We start from the raw sequence: 16467 nt of genomic DNA, 5'->3' as shown, positions 1-16467 counted from the left end.
CTGCGGATCACGGGAATCCGGCAGATGGAAGGCCGCGACACGGGGCTGCGAGCACATTCATGAACCTGACGAGAAAGACGGGCGAGACGCCCGCGAACGTGGCGCAACATGCCACCGAGACCGAAATTCTGCCGAAAGGGGAGCCGGTCCTTGTCGGTGTGTTCGGATCCACGGGAAAGATGCGGGCGCTGCTGCGCTATCCCGGAGGGCGGATCGTGAGGCTTCGGGTCGGATCTCGGGTCGGATGGGGGCGCGTGGTCGGGATCGATTTCGACGGGCTGGCGATCGAAAGAAACGGGCGATTGCGGCGCCTCCGGGTGCCGCGCGGCTGATCCGGGGTTGACCCCGGCGGGGCGGCGGTCCAAACCCGCCCCATGACGAAAATCGCCCTCATCACCGGAGCCTCGCGCGGTCTGGGTGCCGCCCTGGCCGAAGCCCTCGCTCCCAGCCATCACATCGTCGCCGTGGCCCGCACCACCGGTGCGCTGGAAGAGCTGGACGACCGCATCCGCGCGCGCGGCGGCAGCGCCACGCTGGCGCCGATGGACATCACCGTGCCCGAGGCCATGGCCACGCTCTGCCGCGGCATCTACGACCGCTGGGGCAGCCTCGACATCTGGCTGCATACGGCCATTCATGCCTCGCCCCTGAGCCCGGCCAGTTCCATCGATCCCAAGCACTGGGAAAAATCGGTGGCGATCAATGCCACCGCCGTATCGGTCCTGATCCCCTATGTGGCGCCGCTGCTGGGGCAGGAGGGGCGCGCGGTGTTCTTTGACGATCCCCGGGCGGGGGAAAAGTTCTTCGGCGTCTATGGCGCGACCAAGGCGGCGCAGATCGCGATCGCGCGCAGCTGGGCGGCCGAGACCGTGCGCACCGGGCCGCGCGTGCATGTTCTGCAGCCCCGTCCGATGCCCACCGCCACGCGGGCGCGGTTCTTTCCCGGCGAAGACCGGGCGGCGCTGGCAAAACCGGCCGACGAGGCGGCGCGGCTTCTGGCGATGCTGTGACCCCGCATGCCGGGAATGGCCCCTGCGGGGCCATGCCTCCGGCGGGGATATTTTCAGCCAGAAAAAGACCGGGTTCTTGCCCGCGCCGGGACCCGGGTCTATCAAGTTGCAAACGAGGCGGGGCGGCATGAGAATTCTTCTGACCAACGACGACGGGATCAACGCGCCGGGTCTGCAGGTGCTCGAGGAGATCGCGGCGGCACTGGCCGGGCCGGAGGGTGAGGTCTGGATCGTGGCGCCGGCCTTCGAGCAGTCGGGGGTGAGCCACGCGATCAGCTATACCCGCCCGATGATGATCGCCAAGCTTGACGAACGCCGCTATGCCGCCGAGGGCAGCCCGGCCGATTGCGTGCTGGCGGGGCTGCATGACGTTCTGGGTGGCCGGCGGCCGGATCTGGTGTTGTCAGGGGTGAACCGGGGCAACAATTCGGGCGAGAACGCGCTTTATTCCGGGACGCTGGGCGGGGCGATGGAGGCCGCGTTGCAGGGCATTCCGGCCATTGCGCTGTCACAGTATTACGGGCCACGCAATCTGGGCCTGGCCAACCCGTTCGAGGCGGCCGCCGTCCACGGGGCCGAGTTGATCCGGAGGGTTCTGGATGCAAATCCCTGCGCGGGCGAGGATTACCGGCTGTTCTTCAATGTCAACTTCCCGCCGGTCCCTGCGGCCGAGGTGCGCGGGGCGCGGGTGACAGCGCAGGGGTATCGCCGCAACACCTGCTTTGCGGTCGAGCCGCATACCTCGCCTTCGGGGCGGCGTTTCCTGTGGATCAAGGGCGGCAACCAGCACGAGCCGACCGCGCCAGGCACCGATGTGACGGCCAATCTCGAGGGCTTCATCTCGGTTACGCCGATGCGGGCGGACCTGACGGCTCATGACGTGCTTGATGCGATGAAAGCCATCGAACGGGCGGGCGAATGAACGGGCCGACGCCAGAGATGCGCATGCAGTTCCTCTTCGCGCTGCGGTCGAAGGGGGTGACGGATTCGCGGGTCCTGGAGGTGATGGAGCGGATCGACCGCGGCCTGTTCGTGCGCGGCCTGTTCGCCGAGCGCGCCTATGAGGACATGCCGCTTCCGATTGCCTGCGGCCAGACGATCAGCCAGCCCTCGGTGGTCGGGCTGATGACCCAGGCGCTGCAGGTCAGCCCGCGCGACAAGGTGCTGGAGGTAGGGACCGGCTCGGGCTATCAGGCGGCGGTGCTGAGCCGGCTGGCACGGCGGGTCTACACGGTGGACCGGCACGCGCGGCTGGTCCGCGAAGCGCGCGAGCTGTTTACGCGGCTGGACCTGGTGAACATCATTGCGGTGACGGCGGACGGCTCGTTCGGGTTGCCCGAACAGGCCCCCTTCGACCGGATCATCGTGACCGCCGCCGCCGAGGACCCGCCGGGGCCGCTCTTGGCGCAACTGAAAATCGGCGGTATCATGGTGGTGCCGGTCGGCCAGTCCGACACGGTACAGACGCTTATCCGCGTGCGCCGGACCGAAATCGGGCTGGAATACGACGAACTGCGGCCGGTTCGCTTCGTACCGTTGGTCGAAGGGCTGGGCAAGGACGGCTGAGGCAACAGGTGAAGAGCGACCAGCCCCCGGACACAAGGGGGCATATCGAGGAACGAGACATGTCAGACTCCAAGCCACAAGCAACCTTCCGCGCCCCCGCTGCGGTCTTGGCGCTGGTTGTCGTGGCAGGCTGTACCGGGCCGCTGGACTACGACCTTCGCGGCAATGCCGGGGCCTTCAGCACCGCCGACGCCGCGCGCGCGGTGAGCACCGCCGAACGGCCCGCTCCGGATGCGCGGGGGGTCATCTCCTACCCCAGCTATCAGGTGGCCGTGGCCCGGCGCGGCGACACGGTGGCGGACGTCGCCGCGCGGGTCGGCCTGCCGGCGGAAGAGCTGGCACGGTTCAACGGGCTCGAACCCGACACCGGCCTGCGAGCGGACGAGCTTCTCGCCCTGCCCCGGCGCGTGGCTGCGGCTCCGGCGGCCGGTGTGGGCGGCGGCGGAGTGGACATCGCCGCGCTGGCCGGAAGCGCGATCGAGAGCGCCCCGGCAACGCCGTCGGTGCAGGCCACACCGCTTGCGGGCGCGGCGCAAAAGCCGAAATCGGCCGGATCACCGAAGGGGGCCGAGCCGATCCGCCACAAGGTGGTGCGCGGGGAAACCGCCTATACGATCTCGCGCCTCTATCAGGTGCCGGTCAAGGCGCTGGCCGAATGGAACGGGCTGGGGCCCGACTTTGCCATTCGCGAAGGGCAATACCTTCTGATCCCGCTCAAGGACACGCCCGCGCCGGAACCCGAACCGGTCGCGAAGGTGACCCCGCCGGGACAGGGGTCGCCGACACCCGTGCCGCCCAGCGCGTCGAAGCCGCTCCCGGACGAGAAGATCGACCCGACCCCTCCCGAACCGCCCAGGATATCCGTGGGCGAACCCAGCCGGGCGGCAGATTCGGCCATGGCCATGCCGGTCACCGGCAAGATCATCCGCACCTATTCCAAGGCAAAGGGACGCGAGGGCATCGATATCGCGGGCGCTCCGGGAACCCCGGTGGTGGCCGCGCGGGACGGGGTGGTCCGCGCCATCACCAAGGACGCCGACAACGTGCCGATCATGGTGATCGATCATGGCGACAACCTGCTGACGGTCTATGCCAATCTTGACCGCATCACGGTGAAGAAAGGCGACCGGGTGACACGCGGCCAGACCATCGCGCAGTTGCGCGACGGCGAGAACGCCTATGTCCATTTCGAGGTGCGCAAGGGCTTCGACAGCGTCGATCCGGCCCCCTACCTCGAATAACGGAGTTGCGGACAGCGGTCGGGGCGGCGCGGTTTACTGCCGCAGCCTGCCGTCGTGGCCGAGGTTTCGATGGACGCGACGACCCGAAACAGGTATCGGGTGCTCATGTTTGCGGGCCCGCCCGCCGATCGGGCCTGACGGTCCCGGCCTCTCCGCCGCCCGGCCACTCGCCCGGATCCGGCACCCGCACCACCAGACCACAGAGACGACCATGCAGATCGACCAGCAGCCCGCCATCATTGCCGACACCATGCCCGAACGCCCCATGGGACAGGCCCTGTGGCGGGGATTCCGCACCCGCTGCCCCAATTGCGGCGAGGGCCGGCTTCTGCACCACTACCTCAAGGTACACGACACCTGCCCCGAATGCGGGGAAGAGCTGTTTCATCATCGCGCCGATGACGGGCCGGCCTACCTGTCGATCCTGATCGTCGGTCACATCATGGCCCCGCTGCTGCTGCTCACCTTCAAGACGTTCCGGCCCGAACCGCTGGTGCTGTTCGCGATTTTCGCGGTTGGCAGCATGGCGCTGGCATTCTACCTTCTGCCGCGACTGAAAGGCATCGTGATCGCTTTTCAGTGGGCGCGGCGCATGGGCGGTTTCGACCGGCCGGCCTGACATTTCCGATCCGGGCAGAGGGGCCATGAGCAGCGACAAGACCGCAATCCGCAATGCCGCAACCGTCATCGTCCTGCGCGACCGCCTCACAAGGCCGGCGGTGCTGATGGGGCAACGGGGGGCAAAGGCTGCCTTCATGCCCAACAAGTTCGTCTTTCCCGGCGGCGCCGTGGACGCGGCGGATGCGGATGTGCCGCTGGCCGCCCCCCTGCCCGAACCGTGCCGGACGCGCCTGCAGGATCACGCGCCCGCCGGCCTGCACCACGCGCTGGCCGTGGCGGCCGTGCGCGAACTGTGGGAGGAAACCGGGCTGATCCTCGGCCTGCCCGGAGAATGGCCCGGCCCCGTGCCCGCGGACTGGCAGGGCTTTGCCGCCACCGGGCATCTACCGGCCGCCCACGCGCTGCAATTCGTGTTCCGGGCGCTCACGCCCCCGGGCCGGCCGCGCCGTTTCGATGCCCGATTCTTCCTGGTCGATGCCTCGGAAATCCGGGGCGATCTCGACGATTTCACCCATGCCTCGGACGAACTTTCTCACCTGCAATGGATCCCGCTGGACGAGATCCGCCGCTTCGACCTGCCCTTCATCACCGAGGTCGTCCTGGCCGAGGTCGCCGAACGCGCCGCAGACCCCGAACCACCCGCCAGCGTCCCCTATTTCCGCAATGACGACGAGGCCAGCCTGTTCCTGCGCCTGCGCGGCATCCCGATGCCGGAAACCGGCTGAGGCCAACGGTCAGATTACCGCGACCAGCAGGACGATGCTGAGCCCCAGAAGCGCCATGCCGGCCACTTCCCGCGGGGTGATCCGCTCGCGGAAGAACAGGACCGACGCCGTCAGGCTGAGGATCAGTTCCACCTGCCCCAGCGCCTTCACATAGGCCGCGTTCTGCAGCGTGAAGGCGAGAAACCAGCAGAACGAGCCCGCCATGCTGAAGATGCCGATGAACACCGCGCTGCGCCGGGCCCGCCACACCGCGTGCAGTTGCGGGCGATCGCGCCAGCCCAGCCATGCGGCCATGGCCAGCGTCTGCATCAGGACCACCGCCGCCAGTGTGACGGCCGCGCGCAGCACCGGCGAATCGCTGGCAACCTCGAGCGTCGCGGCCCGGTAGCCCACGGCCGAAAAGGCGAACAGCACCCCCGATCCCAGCCCCAGCGCCGTCGCGCGGTTGCCCAGCTGGCGCCACCACACCCCGACCTCGCCCGGCGTCCTCGACAGCAGCAGCACCGCGACCAGCCCCAGCAGGATCGCGCCCAGCGCCGCCGCGCTCACCCGGTCGCCCAGGACGATCAGGCCGACGATGGCGGTCTGGATCACCTCGGTCTTCTTGAAGGTGATGCCGACCGCGAAATTGCGCTGCCTGAACAGCAGCAGCACGCAGATCGTGGCCAGGATCTGGGACAGCCCCCCGATTGCGCCATAGAGCCAGAAGGCCGGCCCGACCGGCGGCAGGGCGCGCCCCGTGGCCAGCGACCACGCTGCCAGCGCGGCGAGGATGAAGGACGCCGAATAGACGAAGCGCGCAAACGTCGCGCCCTCGGCCGAGAGCATCTCCGCGCTGAGCGATTTCTGCAGCATGAAGCGCACCGTCTGGAACGCAGCCGCCGCGATGGTGATGGGAATCCACAGGGGCATGCCCCCCTATGGCGCGAAATCAGGATCGATTCCAGAGCGGATGCGGAACCGGATCCTTGGCGCGCAGCAGATAACGCCGGATGATCTCGGCGTATGAGCGATAGACGTAACCGTCATTGCTGGCGACATAGCGGGCGCGCCCCTCGCGATAAAGCCGGGGCAGATCGTACCACGGCGCCCCCGGGTGCATGTGATGGACGACGTGGAGGTTGTTGAAAAGGAACAGAAGGGCCAGCGGCCCCCGGTCCTCGACGATGACGGTCCGCCCGCGCGCCCGCTCATGGGCGCGGTGCTCCAGGAAGGTGCGTATCTTGATCAGGCCCAGTCCCAGCCAGGCACCGATCAGATAAGCCGGGATGGACATGGGCGACAGCGCGACCAGCCACAGAACCACCGCCACGCCCGGCAGGTGCAGCGCCCAGGCCAGCCACACCGCCCGGTCGCCGGACCGCGCCAGGCGCCATTCCTGTGCCATGAACCGCGCCTGCCCAAGCAGCGGACCGATCAGAACGCGGCCCAGAAGCGTATTGTTGGCGCGATAGAGCGCTTTATGCCAGTTCGGCAACGCCTCCCACACCGCCGGGTCGAGAAAATTCGACTCCGGGTCGTCATGGGGATCGGTCAGGCGCGAATCGCGGTGATGGGCAAGATGCAGGTCGCGGAAGCGGCGGTAGGGAAAGGCCAGCGACAGCGGCAGCGCCATCAGTGCCTCGTTCACCGCCCGCCAGCGGGTCGGATGCCCATGCAGCGCCTCGTGGGTAAGCGAGGAGTGCAAAGCCGCGAGGACCGCCACGGCGGCAACGGCCGCCACCCCGGACAGCTCGGCCAGCCGGAAAACCGCCAGAAGCCAGAGCGCATGGCAGACCACGATCAGCGCCAGGGTCGGCCATTCCACGGCCTCCGATGCGGGACGGCGCGGATCAGACATGCCGCCCCCAGCGGATCCGCGCCCAGATCCGTTCATAGATGACATACATCACCAGCCCCAGCGCCGTATTCGCCACGGCCAGCGTCCCGCCCACCGCCGCCGAGCCGGTCGCAACCAGCCCCACAACGGCCATCGTCACCAGACCGATGAGGTTCCAGATCAGCGCCTTGACCAACGATCTCTGTCGCGATTCCATGGGTTTCCCGGTTGGTTGCCTCGCATATCCGTTACCCCGAATGCGGTTTCCCGAACATTCCGTTTCCGATTAACAAAAATCTGCAAACATGATATTTCTCAACGTATGGCGGAAAAAATCGACAAACGTCTGCGCGCCGCGCTGTTCCGCGACCGCCTGTCCCGCGCCATGCAGGAAACCGGCCGAAGCCAGAGCGCACTTGCCCGACAGGTCGGCGTGGACCGCTCGACCATTTCGCAACTGCTTTCGGGCGACGGGGCGCGGTTGCCCAATGCTCAGGTGGTGGGGGCCTGCGCCGGCGCGCTGGGGGTGTCGGCTGACTGGCTGCTGGGCCTTTCCGACCGGCCCGAAAGCGCGGCGGAACTGCTTGCCAGCAGCCTGACCCTGACCGAGGCCCCCCGGGCGCTGGTGGACGAACGCATCTTCGAATGGCACCGCGAGGCGGCCGGCTACAAGATCCGCCACGTTCCCGCAGCGCTGCCGGACATGCTCAAGACCCGCGCCATGCTGGAATGGGAATATGCCCCGCACCTGGGCCGCACGGCCGACCAGGCCATTGGCGCCTCGGAGGACCGGCTGCAATGGATGCGCCAGGCCCGGTCGGATTACGAAATCGCCATGCCGCTGCACGAACTGGAAAGTTTCGCCCATGCCTGCGGCTATTATGCCGGCCTGCCGGCCGGGGTTCGGCTGGAGCAGATCGATCATTTCCTGGCGCTTGCCGACCAGCTGTATCCGCGCCTGCGCATCTACCTGTTTGACGCCCGGCGGCTGTATTCGGCTCCGGTCACGGTGTTCGGCCCATTGCTGGCGGTGTTCTATGCCGGCGGGCACTACATGGCCTTTCGCGACCGCGACCGGATCGAAACCTTCAGCCTGCATTTCGACCGGCTGGTGCGCGAGGCGGACGTGACCGCGCGCGGCTTTGCCGAATATCTGCGCGGGTTGCGGGGTCAGATCGGCTGACGGGCCGCGGCGGAGCGGCCTGTTCCGAAGGCCCAGAACGCGGGCCGAAAACCGCCTGTCGCAAGGTGCTTCGAAACGCCTTGCGCCTGCCTCACGGCTTCGGGTCGGAGTTCACCATGTGCCCGTCCACCGCGATCACCTGTCCCGACATCAGTCGCACCGCATCCGAGGCAGCGCGCGTATCCGTTTCCGCCACCCACGCCCGCGCCCCGGCGGTGATCAGCACCCGGCGGCTCATCCCGGCGCCCGGATCGACGATCCGGCCCCGTCCGGCCAGGGCAGCCCCGCCTGCGCCGAAGCAATCCGTGCCATGCCGGCCTCGATCTCCGCCGAGGGGGCGCAGGGGCGGCGGGTTTGCAGATCCACGTGCAGCAGGAAATGTTCGCCGGTGGCGATCAGATCGCCGCCGCGCATCATCCTGTGAAACAGGTGCAGCTTCTTGCCCCGTCCGAACAGCATCTGGGTGCGCACCTCGATCCGGTCCCCGGCCCGAGCCTCGTCCAGGTGGCGGATATGGGTTTCGGCGGTGAAATAGCTGTGCCCGCCGGCGATGTACTCGGCATCCGCCCCGATCAGTTCCATGAACCGATCGGTCGCCGCGCAGAAGGAATCGAGATAGCGCGCCTCGTTCATGTGCCCGTTGTAGTCGGTCCAGTCGAGCGGCACCGCCCGGGCCAGCGTCAGGATCGGTTGCGACTGCGCCGCCGCCGCGTCGCTCCGCTGCGCCAGCGCCGTACCGGCCCTCAGCCGCGAGTCCTGCGCCTGCAAGACCGCACCCGCGCCCCAGCCGGTGCGCTTGAGCGCCCGCATCATGCCGACGAGGTTGTCGTCGCGGATGCGTTCGAGTTCGCGGATCGAATACGCCCCCGACTGAGCATCCGACTGACCGGCGATCATGTCCACCAGGTCGTCGGTGAACTCGGGCACATCGGTCAGCCGCGTCCACGGCGATTTCAGACAGGGGCCGAACTGGGCCATGAAATGGCGCATCCCGGCTTCGCCCCCGGCGACCCGGTAGGTTTCGAACAGGCCCATCTGCGCCCAGCGAATCCCGAAGCCCATGCGGATCGCCTCGTCGATCTCTTCCGTGGTGGCAATGCCGTCGCGCACCAGCCACAGCGCCTCGCGCCAGACGGCTTCGAGAAAGCGGTCGGCCAGGTGGGCGTCGATCTCGCGCCGCAGGTGCAACGGGAACATGCCCAGCCCCTGCAGGATCTCCTTCGCCCGTGCCACCAGCGCCGCATCGTTCGCCGGTGTCGTCACCAGCTCGACCAGCGGCAGCAGATAGACCGGGTTGAAGGGATGCGTCACCACGATCTGGCCGGGACGCGCCGCGCCCTGCTGCAACTGCGAGGGCCGGAAACCGCTGGTGGACGACCCGATCACCGCCTCCGGCGGGCAGGCCGCCTGTATCGCCCGATATGTTTCGCGCTTCAGTTCCAGCCGCTCGGGCACGCTTTCCTGCACCCACTCGGCGTCGGCGACCGCCTCGGCCAGGCTGCCGTGAAAACTCAACCGCCCCTCCGGCGGCATGGGCGCATCCGCCAGCCCCGGCAGCGATCGGCGGGCATTGTCCAGAACCTCGCCCAGCCTGCGCTCGGCCTCGGGGTCGGGATCGAACACGCGCACGTCAAAGCCGTGCAGCAGGAACCGCGCGGCCCAGCCGCCCCCGATTACGCCGCCGCCGACAATCGCTACAACCCGTGCCATCCCGGCCCCCCTTCCACCGATTTTCCCAATGCCCGCCGAGGGCTTCTCAGCGCGCCCGCGGGGCCCGCTTCACCAGCCCCAGCTTCTCGCGCACCTCCCCTGGGCCGATCACCCGGGCGCCCATGTTCTCGATGATCGTCGCGGCGCGCTCCACCAACTGCGCGTTGGTCGCCAGCACCCCCTTTTCCAGCCAGAGATTGTCCTCCAGCCCGACCCGGACGTTGCCCCCGGCCAGAACGGCGGCAGCCACATAGGCCATCTGGTTGCGGCCCAGGGAAAAGGCCGAGAAGGTCCAGTCCTCGGGCACGTTGTTCACCATCGCCATGAAGGTGTTCAGATCGTCCGGCGCCCCCCACGGTACGCCCATGCACAGTTGCACCAGCGCGGGACTTTCCAGTACACCGTCCTTCACCAGTTGCCTTGCGTACCACAGGTGGCCGGTATCGAAGGCCTCGATCTCGGGCTTCACGCCCAGCGCCGTCATCATCCGCCCCATCGCCTGCAACATGCCCGGCGTGTTGGTCATCACGTAATCGGCCTCGGCAAAGTTCATCGTGCCGCAATCGAGCGTGCAGATCTCGGGCAGGCATTCGGCGACATGCTCGACCCGTTCGGCAGCGCCGGCCATGTCGGTGCCGCCCTCCATCAGCGGCAGCGGAGCCTCGGGCGGACCGAAGACCAGATCGCCACCCATCCCGGCGGTGAGGTTGAGCACCACGTCCACCTCCGCGTCCCGAATCCGGTCGGTGACTTCGCGGTAGTATTCAACCTTGCGCGAGGGCACGCCGGTTTCGGGGTCACGGACGTGGCAATGCACCACCGCCGCGCCGGCGCGCGCCGCTTCGATCGCGGCCTCGGCGATCTGCGCGGGGCTGCGCGGGACATGCAGGCTGCGGTCCTGGGTGCTGCCGGATCCGGTCACGGCACAGGTGATGAAGACCTCGCGATTCATGGCAAGCGGCATCGGATCCTCCTTCCTGTCGATCTGCCGGGAAGGATGCCGCAGGCTTGTCCGCAACAGTTTTCGTGTTACGAATCCGATTTGATGAAATCCGCAAAAAACATTCTTGCCCCGAGCTCCGGGCCGCTGCGGGTGGCGGTGCTGGTTCTGGATGACAGCAACACGCTGTCATTCGCCAGCGCGGTGGACCCGATGCGGGCGGCCAACCGCATGGCGGGCCGGCGGCTGTTCGACTGGACCCACGTCACCGCGACCGGCACGCCCGCCCGGCTGACATGCGGCGTCAACGTGCCGGGGCCGGCGCTGTCGCGGCTGCACCGGTGCGATCTGCTGATCGTGGTGGCGGGGTTTCACCTGGAGCGTCACGCGAGCCCTGCCCTTTGCGCGGGGCTGCGCCGCCTCGCGGCCGCGGGCGCGACGGTGGCCGGGATCGACGGGGGTCCGTGGCTGATGGCCGAGGCCGGGCTGCTCGACGATCGCCGGGCAACGACCCACTGGGAGGATCTGGACCGTTTCGCCGCGCGGTTTCCTCGCGTCACGGTCCTGCGCGACCGGTTTCATGTCGATGGCCCTGTGATGACCAGCGGCGGCGCCATGCCCGCCATCGACATGATGCTGCACCTGGTCGAACGGCGCCACGGAGCGGACCTTGCCAGGCGGGTGGCCGGGGTCTTCATTCACGACACCCGCCCCGACCCCGACCGGGCCCAGAGCCGCGCCGGCGCCCTGCCGCGCCACTCCCGGCTGACAGCGCGCGCCGCCGCGTTGATGGAGGGGCATCTGGACACGCCGCTCTCCGTTGCCGACATTGCCCGCCGCTGCGGGGCCAGCGCGCGCGCGCTAGAAGCGCAGTTCCGCGCGCGCCTTGGCACCACGCCGCGGGCGCACTACCTGTCCCTGCGACTGGACGAGGCGCACAGGCTGGTCACGGACACCGAAATGCCGCTTCTGGACGTGGCGCTGGCCACGGGCTTTGCCTCGGCATCCAGCTTCGCCCGCGCCTTCCGTGCCGCGCATGGGACATCGGCCCGTGCCCTGCGGGCCAGGCGCGGATCGGTGCAATAGCTTGCCGAAGATGCCGGTTCGGGGTATCGGAGCGGATCGAAACGGAGGGCACCGGGATGGCACGGAACACGTCCGGGCGCGGGCAGCGCGATCTCAAGGTCAAGGTCAAGACCGCGCGCGGGCGCAAGCTGAGTTCGACCCGATGGCTGCAGCGGCAGCTCAACGACCCTTACGTGAAACGGGCGCGCGCCGAAGGCTATCGCGGCCGGGCGGCGTTCAAGATCCTCGAACTCGACGACAGGTTCCGTTTTCTCGTGCCCGGCGCGCGGGTGGTGGATCTGGGCTGTGCCCCCGGCGGGTGGTGCCAGGTGGCGGTGAGGCGCGTCAATGCGCTGGGCGAGAAAAAGGGCAAGGCGGCGGGCCGGGTCCTGGGTATCGACCTGCAGGAGGTGGAGCCGATCCCTGGGGCGGAAATTCACCAGCTCGACTTCATGGAGGACGGCGCCGACGAGAAGGTGAAGGCGTGGCTTGCCGGCAAGGCCGATGTGGTCATGTCCGACATGGCTGCGGCCTCCTCCGGCCACAAGCAGACAGATCATCTGCGCATCATCGCCCTGTGCGAAGCGGCCGCGCATTTTGCCTTCGACGTGCTGGAGCAGGGCGGCACCTTCGTGGCCAAGGTGCTGGCCGGCGGCGCCGAAGGCGAATTGCAGAAGCTGCTCAAGCAGAAATTCACGAAGGTCGCCAATGTGAAACCGCCGGCCTCGCGGCCGGACAGTTCCGAGAAATTCGTGGTCGCAACCGGATTCCGGGGCTGAGACCCTCAGCCGGGCGGCAGACGGCGGGAGGAATCCGGCCGCCTCCATGAGCGGGCGGTCAGCGATTGCAGCAGGATCGTCTCACCCGGTCCCAGGGTCGGGCGCGCCCGCCAGCGCAGGCGGGATGCGGTGCGCTCGGACAGGTTCTTCTGGCGGATGAGTTCGAACAGCCGATCATGACGGCGACGGGGAATATGCTGAAGCATGAATGGTCTCGTGGCAGCGATGGGCGCCCCCGCCCGCATCAGTCAGGGTAACGGGCAATATTGCAAATCTGCAGGCCAGATTCGGACATGAAAGAAGCAATTTGCGCAAAATGCGGTGCGGCCATGGCAAAATTGCGGCGCCGGTAGCCACATTTCTGCAAGATCCGGGCCCCGAGCCTCTGCATCCAGCCGCGTAAATGCCCGTCTCGACCGGGGCGCGCCCAGGCCCGGGCGTCGCACGCCCTGCGTTCTTCCTGCAGATGAGATCGGTCAAGCGCGAGATGCGCGATGCGCCAGCGGGTTCTGGAAATCCGCCACCCTACGGGGCCAGCGCCGCCCCGAACTCCGCCGCCATGCCGTCCCCGTTCAGCAGTGTCCAGACGGTTTCGGCCTGCTCGCCCCCGATCAGGGCGGCGGCCTTGTCACGCAGCCGGGATTCGCGCACGGCCAGAGGCATCGGCGCAAGCAGATCGTGCCGTGCCTCGGCGCGCCCGCCGTCATGGCGCACGAGTTCGACCACCGCTTCGGTTTCGGCCAGGCTCGCGTCGGCCTCCACATGGATACGTTCGCGCAGGGCGCGAAGCGCCGGATCGGCACAGATCGCGTCCGAATAGCTTTCCAGCCGCGCGGTGTCGTGCCCCAGCGCCTGCATCGCCAGCACCGTGCCATAGCTGAACTTGGCGCCAAGCCCGGTGGTGGGTGCGGGCTGGTTGCACACGCTCATCCAGCGCGGATGGGTGCGCACCCGCAACGTGGCAATCTCTGCCGCAGTGACGCCCAGCTCGCGCGCGGCCTCCAGTGCCGCGTGCAGCCCGTGGCAGCAGGCATGGAACTTGTGGCTGACCTGTTCGAACAGCCACCGCTCACCCAGGCCGTCCAGCGCCGTGGCTTCGTCCCCGGCTCCGTGATGGGTTGCCCCGAACCCGTATTCGCCCTCCAGCGCCTCGGGGTTCGATTCGAACCCGCGCCGGGCGAGAAGCGCCGCCTCGACCCCGCCAGAGGCGGCAAGCCCGGCATTGTACGGCTTGCCCATGGTTCCGAACTGCGCCTTGAGCCCGGCCGCGCGGGTCGCCGCCAGGCCCAGGGCGTGCCGCATGCCCGTGCCATCCAGCCCCAGCAGCCGCCCCGCGGCCATCGCAGCGCCGAAGGTGCCGGCGGTCGCGGTCTGGTGGAAGCCTGCCTGGTAGTGTCCCCGCCCCAACCACAGGCCGACGCGAATGGAAATCTCGGCCCCGATCAGCGCGGCCTCAAGCAGATCGGCGATGGAGCGGTCGCGCCACTCGGCCACGGCGAGCGCGGCCGGGAAGACCGCGACCGAGGGGTGGCCGATATGGGCGAAATGGGTGTCGTCGTAGTCGAGCGCATGGCTTGTCGTGCCGTTGACCAGCGCCGCCATGCGCACCGGCGCCATCCCGCCCCCGAACAGGTGTGCCTGCGGCGCGCCGGCTTCGTCCATGGCCTGTGCGTGGAGGATGCGGGCGACGGGTTCGGTCGCGCCGGCGCGGCCCACGGCGAACCAGTCCAGGGCCGACAGGCGGATCATCCTTCGTGACGCCTCTGACAGGCGTACCGGGCCGGTGGCAAAATCGGCAAGGATCAAGGTCAGGGGCATGCAGCCTTCTCCGTCGGTGGTGTCGTTCTACGCGGTCTTACCCGAAGCAGGCCGTTCGGCAATGGAAAAGTCGTGGCGACCCGTCGGGACGACCGGGGGCGCTGCCCGTCGCCATTGTCGCTCGGACCAATGGCGCGACAATGGCAACCCCCCGGAATATTTTGGGCAAGAGGAAAGGGGTGTCAGCTCTGGCCGTAGAGGGTTTGCGCGCGGGTCTCGAAGGCGCGCACGATGCGCTGCATCGCCTCGTTGAACACCACTCCGATCACCTTTCGCAGGATGGCGTTGCGGAATTCGAAATCCACGAAGAAGGAGACCTCACAGCCGCCCTCCGGCAGATCGCGGAAGCCCCAGTTCGATTTCAGGTAGCGGAAGGGGCCGTCCAGATATTCGGTGTCGATCTTCAGCGCCTCGGGCCACAGCGTCACCCGGCTGCCGAAGCGTTCGCGGAAGACCTTGAAGCTGATGACCAGGTCCGCCTCCATCAGCACGTGGTCGCCCTGGGGGGTGGTGCGACGGATACGGGCGGCGGCGCACCAGGGCAGGAATTCCGGATACGAGGCGACATCGGCCACCAGGTCATACATCTGGCGGGCGGTATAGGGCAGCCGGCGGGTTTCCGAATGGGTTGGCATGAGAGACGTCATCGTTTGAGGCGTGACAGTGGCGCGTGATGTCCTATGGTTGGCGACGAAGATCAAGGGGGAAGCCATGCCGAAGCGTCCATATGTCATAGAGGAGATGATTTCGGCCAAGGCCATCGCCGCGCGGGTTGAGGCGCTGAGCCGCGAGATTGCCGAGGAATTTTCCGATACCGACAAGCTGGTGGTGGTCGGGCTGCTGCGCGGCAGCTTCATCTTCATCGCCGATCTGGTGCGGGAACTGGACCTGCCAATCGAGGTGGATTTCATCGAGGCCTCGTCCTACGGTGATTCGATGGAATCGAGCCGCGAGGTGAAAATCCTCAAGGACATGCGCGGCACGGTCGAGGGGCGCGACGTGCTGGTGGTCGAGGATATCGTGGACACCGGGCACACGCTTTCCCATGTCACCCGGCTTCTGCAAAGCCGCGAGCCGGCCCGGCTGCGGACCATCGCGCTGCTCAACAAGGCCAGCCGGCGCGAGGTCGAGTTCGTGGCCGACTGGGTCGGGTTCGAGATCCCGGACGAATTCGTGGTGGGCTATGGCATCGACTTCGCCCAGCGCAACCGCAACCTGCCCTTCATCGGCAAGGTGAGCTTCGTCGAATGACCCGATGGCTCCTTCGCATGGCGAAATGGGCGCGCAGGCCGCCGCCGATGTGGAAAGTGAAGCTGGTGCTTCTCATTCTGGCCGTGAGCCTCGCCATCGCCGGGGCCGAGAAGATGGGCTGGTGGCCCGACTGGGCCACCGCCGCGAAGATGCGCCGCTGAGACGGCCATCTGGTGCATCGCCGGAGGCATGAGGAACGCGTGCGCCCCCCCCCCCCGCCCCGGAAAGGGAAACCGATCCGCCCGGAACCGCTCCCCTTCCGCTTCGGCGTGACCGCGCCCCTGATCAGGGGCGGACGTAGGCGTATCCCTGCTCCTGCAACTCGACCAGCCGGACGACACCGGAGGTCACGATCCTGGCCTCTTCCATGATCGGGATCTCCTTCCCGGCCTTTTCGCTCATCTTGCGCAGCGTGTTGCCGCAAGCGGCGAAGGAGACATTCTCCATGCCGAGGCTCATCACCGAAATGCGGTCGGCGACGGGGCTCTTGCCTTCGACGAACATGGTCAGTCCCGGGCCGTAGGCGACCACCTCGATCACCACCTTGTCGCCCTTGGACTCGTAGTATTTCGTCACGTTCTGGACATTGTTGAGCGTGAGGTTCATCACCTTGGGGTCGTTTTCATCCACATGAAAGGCGATGTAATGCGTCTGTCCCTCGGCCAGGGCTGAGGTCGCAAGACCGATGGCAAGTGCGGTTGTCGCAAGTATTTTCATTTTATCCTCCCTGTCTGTGGCC

General features: G+C 67.7%; 22 protein-coding genes. 12 read left to right on the top strand and 10 right to left on the bottom strand.

The genetic code is table 11. The features are described from left to right. Nucleotides 1-59: 59 nt before the first annotated feature. From ACZ5CM_RS05510 to ACZ5CM_RS05480, 7 genes are all read left to right on the top strand, one after another. Nucleotides 60-332, top strand: coding sequence for a hypothetical protein (locus tag ACZ5CM_RS05510; RefSeq protein WP_464641711.1), 273 nt, complete (start codon nucleotides 60-62; stop codon nucleotides 330-332). 42 nt (nucleotides 333-374) lie between these two features. Further along, complete coding sequence (locus ACZ5CM_RS05505) at nucleotides 375-1010, top strand: SDR family NAD(P)-dependent oxidoreductase (protein ID WP_464641710.1); 636 nt, start codon at nucleotides 375-377, stop codon at nucleotides 1008-1010. Nucleotides 1011-1137: 127 nt separating this feature from the next. Further along, nucleotides 1138-1932 (top strand): 5'/3'-nucleotidase SurE, encoded by a 795-nt coding sequence (surE, locus tag ACZ5CM_RS05500; protein WP_464641709.1) that lies wholly within the window; start codon nucleotides 1138-1140, stop codon nucleotides 1930-1932. Next, nucleotides 1929-2576 (top strand): protein-L-isoaspartate(D-aspartate) O-methyltransferase, encoded by a 648-nt coding sequence (locus tag ACZ5CM_RS05495; RefSeq protein ID WP_464641708.1) that lies wholly within the window; start codon nucleotides 1929-1931, stop codon nucleotides 2574-2576. Before surE ends, ACZ5CM_RS05495 begins: the two co-directional genes overlap by 4 nt. A gap of 59 nt (nucleotides 2577-2635) precedes the next feature. Continuing rightward, a complete protein-coding gene (locus ACZ5CM_RS05490; protein ID WP_464641707.1) occupies nucleotides 2636-3817 on the top strand; it encodes a peptidoglycan DD-metalloendopeptidase family protein in 1182 nt (393 codons plus the stop codon). A gap of 211 nt (nucleotides 3818-4028) precedes the next feature. Next, complete coding sequence (locus tag ACZ5CM_RS05485) at nucleotides 4029-4436, top strand: DUF983 domain-containing protein (protein ID WP_464641706.1); 408 nt, start codon at nucleotides 4029-4031, stop codon at nucleotides 4434-4436. A gap of 25 nt (nucleotides 4437-4461) precedes the next feature. Continuing rightward, nucleotides 4462-5163, top strand: coding sequence for an NUDIX hydrolase (locus tag ACZ5CM_RS05480; protein WP_464641705.1), 702 nt, complete (start codon nucleotides 4462-4464; stop codon nucleotides 5161-5163). Between the two features lie 9 nt (nucleotides 5164-5172). On the opposite strand, the gene ACZ5CM_RS05475 is transcribed toward ACZ5CM_RS05480, so the two are convergent. From ACZ5CM_RS05475 to ACZ5CM_RS05465, 3 genes are read right to left on the bottom strand one after another with little or no spacing between them, the layout of a single operon-like run. Further along, nucleotides 5173-6075 carry an EamA family transporter gene (locus ACZ5CM_RS05475; protein WP_464641704.1) on the bottom strand — a complete coding sequence of 301 codons (903 nt, stop codon included), beginning with the start codon at nucleotides 6073-6075 and terminating at the stop codon, nucleotides 5173-5175. 19 nt (nucleotides 6076-6094) lie between these two features. Continuing rightward, the gene (locus ACZ5CM_RS05470) at nucleotides 6095-7003 is read right to left on the bottom strand and encodes a fatty acid desaturase (protein WP_464641703.1); all 909 of its coding nucleotides are present in this window, start codon (nucleotides 7001-7003) and stop codon (nucleotides 6095-6097) included. After that, on the bottom strand, nucleotides 6996-7199 hold the full coding sequence (locus tag ACZ5CM_RS05465; protein ID WP_464641702.1) for a DUF2061 domain-containing protein: 204 nt from the start codon (nucleotides 7197-7199) through the stop codon (nucleotides 6996-6998). Before ACZ5CM_RS05465 ends, ACZ5CM_RS05470 begins: the two co-directional genes overlap by 8 nt. A 105-nt stretch (nucleotides 7200-7304) precedes the next feature. Here ACZ5CM_RS05465 and ACZ5CM_RS05460 point away from each other — a divergent pair, with 105 nt between their 5' ends. Then, on the top strand, nucleotides 7305-8165 hold the full coding sequence (locus ACZ5CM_RS05460; protein ID WP_464641701.1) for a helix-turn-helix domain-containing protein: 861 nt from the start codon (nucleotides 7305-7307) through the stop codon (nucleotides 8163-8165). A gap of 91 nt (nucleotides 8166-8256) precedes the next feature. On the opposite strand, the gene ACZ5CM_RS05455 is transcribed toward ACZ5CM_RS05460, so the two are convergent. Genes ACZ5CM_RS05455 through bcoG form a run of 3 tightly spaced genes read right to left on the bottom strand, consistent with a single transcriptional unit; the run spans nucleotide 8257 to nucleotide 10839 of the window. Further along, the gene (locus ACZ5CM_RS05455) at nucleotides 8257-8403 is read right to left on the bottom strand and encodes a hypothetical protein (RefSeq protein WP_464641700.1); all 147 of its coding nucleotides are present in this window, start codon (nucleotides 8401-8403) and stop codon (nucleotides 8257-8259) included. Continuing rightward, entirely contained in the window at nucleotides 8400-9875 is a 1476-nt protein-coding gene (locus ACZ5CM_RS05450; RefSeq protein ID WP_464641699.1) for a carnitine 3-dehydrogenase, read from the bottom strand. Before ACZ5CM_RS05450 ends, ACZ5CM_RS05455 begins: the two co-directional genes overlap by 4 nt. A gap of 46 nt (nucleotides 9876-9921) precedes the next feature. After that, entirely contained in the window at nucleotides 9922-10839 is a 918-nt protein-coding gene (gene bcoG, locus ACZ5CM_RS05445; RefSeq protein WP_464641698.1) for a 3-dehydrocarnitine:acetyl-CoA trimethylamine transferase BcoG, read from the bottom strand. Nucleotides 10840-10920: 81 nt separating this feature from the next. Between bcoG and ACZ5CM_RS05440 the strand changes: the two genes are divergently transcribed. Together ACZ5CM_RS05440 and ACZ5CM_RS05435 are read left to right on the top strand one after the other, a co-directional pair. After that, nucleotides 10921-11901, top strand: coding sequence for a GlxA family transcriptional regulator (locus tag ACZ5CM_RS05440; protein WP_464641697.1), 981 nt, complete (start codon nucleotides 10921-10923; stop codon nucleotides 11899-11901). Between the two features lie 56 nt (nucleotides 11902-11957). Further along, nucleotides 11958-12659: an RlmE family RNA methyltransferase gene (locus tag ACZ5CM_RS05435; RefSeq protein ID WP_464641696.1), complete on the top strand. Its 702-nt coding sequence runs from the start codon at nucleotides 11958-11960 to the stop codon at nucleotides 12657-12659. A 5-nt stretch (nucleotides 12660-12664) separates the two neighbouring features. Here the strand turns inward: ACZ5CM_RS05435 and ACZ5CM_RS05430 are convergent, their stop codons facing one another. The 3 genes from ACZ5CM_RS05430 to ACZ5CM_RS05420 all read right to left on the bottom strand — a co-directional run bounded on the left by ACZ5CM_RS05430 (nucleotide 12665) and on the right by ACZ5CM_RS05420 (nucleotide 15112). Continuing rightward, on the bottom strand, nucleotides 12665-12865 hold the full coding sequence (locus ACZ5CM_RS05430; RefSeq protein WP_464641695.1) for a hypothetical protein: 201 nt from the start codon (nucleotides 12863-12865) through the stop codon (nucleotides 12665-12667). Nucleotides 12866-13184: 319 nt separating this feature from the next. Continuing rightward, nucleotides 13185-14477, bottom strand: a complete 1293-nt coding sequence (locus ACZ5CM_RS05425) for an MmgE/PrpD family protein (RefSeq protein ID WP_464641694.1) — start codon at nucleotides 14475-14477, stop codon at nucleotides 13185-13187. Nucleotides 14478-14659: 182 nt separating this feature from the next. After that, complete coding sequence (locus ACZ5CM_RS05420; protein ID WP_464641693.1) at nucleotides 14660-15112, bottom strand: type II toxin-antitoxin system RatA family toxin; 453 nt, start codon at nucleotides 15110-15112, stop codon at nucleotides 14660-14662. A 76-nt stretch (nucleotides 15113-15188) separates the two neighbouring features. On the opposite strand from ACZ5CM_RS05420, the gene hpt reads away from it, so the two are divergent. After that, nucleotides 15189-15728, top strand: a complete 540-nt coding sequence (hpt, locus tag ACZ5CM_RS05415; RefSeq protein ID WP_464641692.1) for a hypoxanthine phosphoribosyltransferase — start codon at nucleotides 15189-15191, stop codon at nucleotides 15726-15728. Then, nucleotides 15725-15889 carry a hypothetical protein gene (locus ACZ5CM_RS05410; protein WP_464641691.1) on the top strand — a complete coding sequence of 55 codons (165 nt, stop codon included), beginning with the start codon at nucleotides 15725-15727 and terminating at the stop codon, nucleotides 15887-15889. The genes hpt and ACZ5CM_RS05410 overlap by 4 nt, the downstream gene beginning before the upstream one ends. A gap of 124 nt (nucleotides 15890-16013) precedes the next feature. Here the strand turns inward: ACZ5CM_RS05410 and ACZ5CM_RS05405 are convergent, their stop codons facing one another. Continuing rightward, a complete protein-coding gene (locus tag ACZ5CM_RS05405; RefSeq protein ID WP_464641690.1) occupies nucleotides 16014-16445 on the bottom strand; it encodes a DsrE family protein in 432 nt (143 codons plus the stop codon). Nucleotides 16446-16467: the final 22 nt, after the last annotated feature.

The sequence above is a fragment of the Piezobacter thermophilus genome, assembly GCF_055386745.1.
The sequence above is the reverse complement of the archived record's forward strand: the minus strand, read 5'-3'. Positions and strand labels throughout refer to the sequence as shown.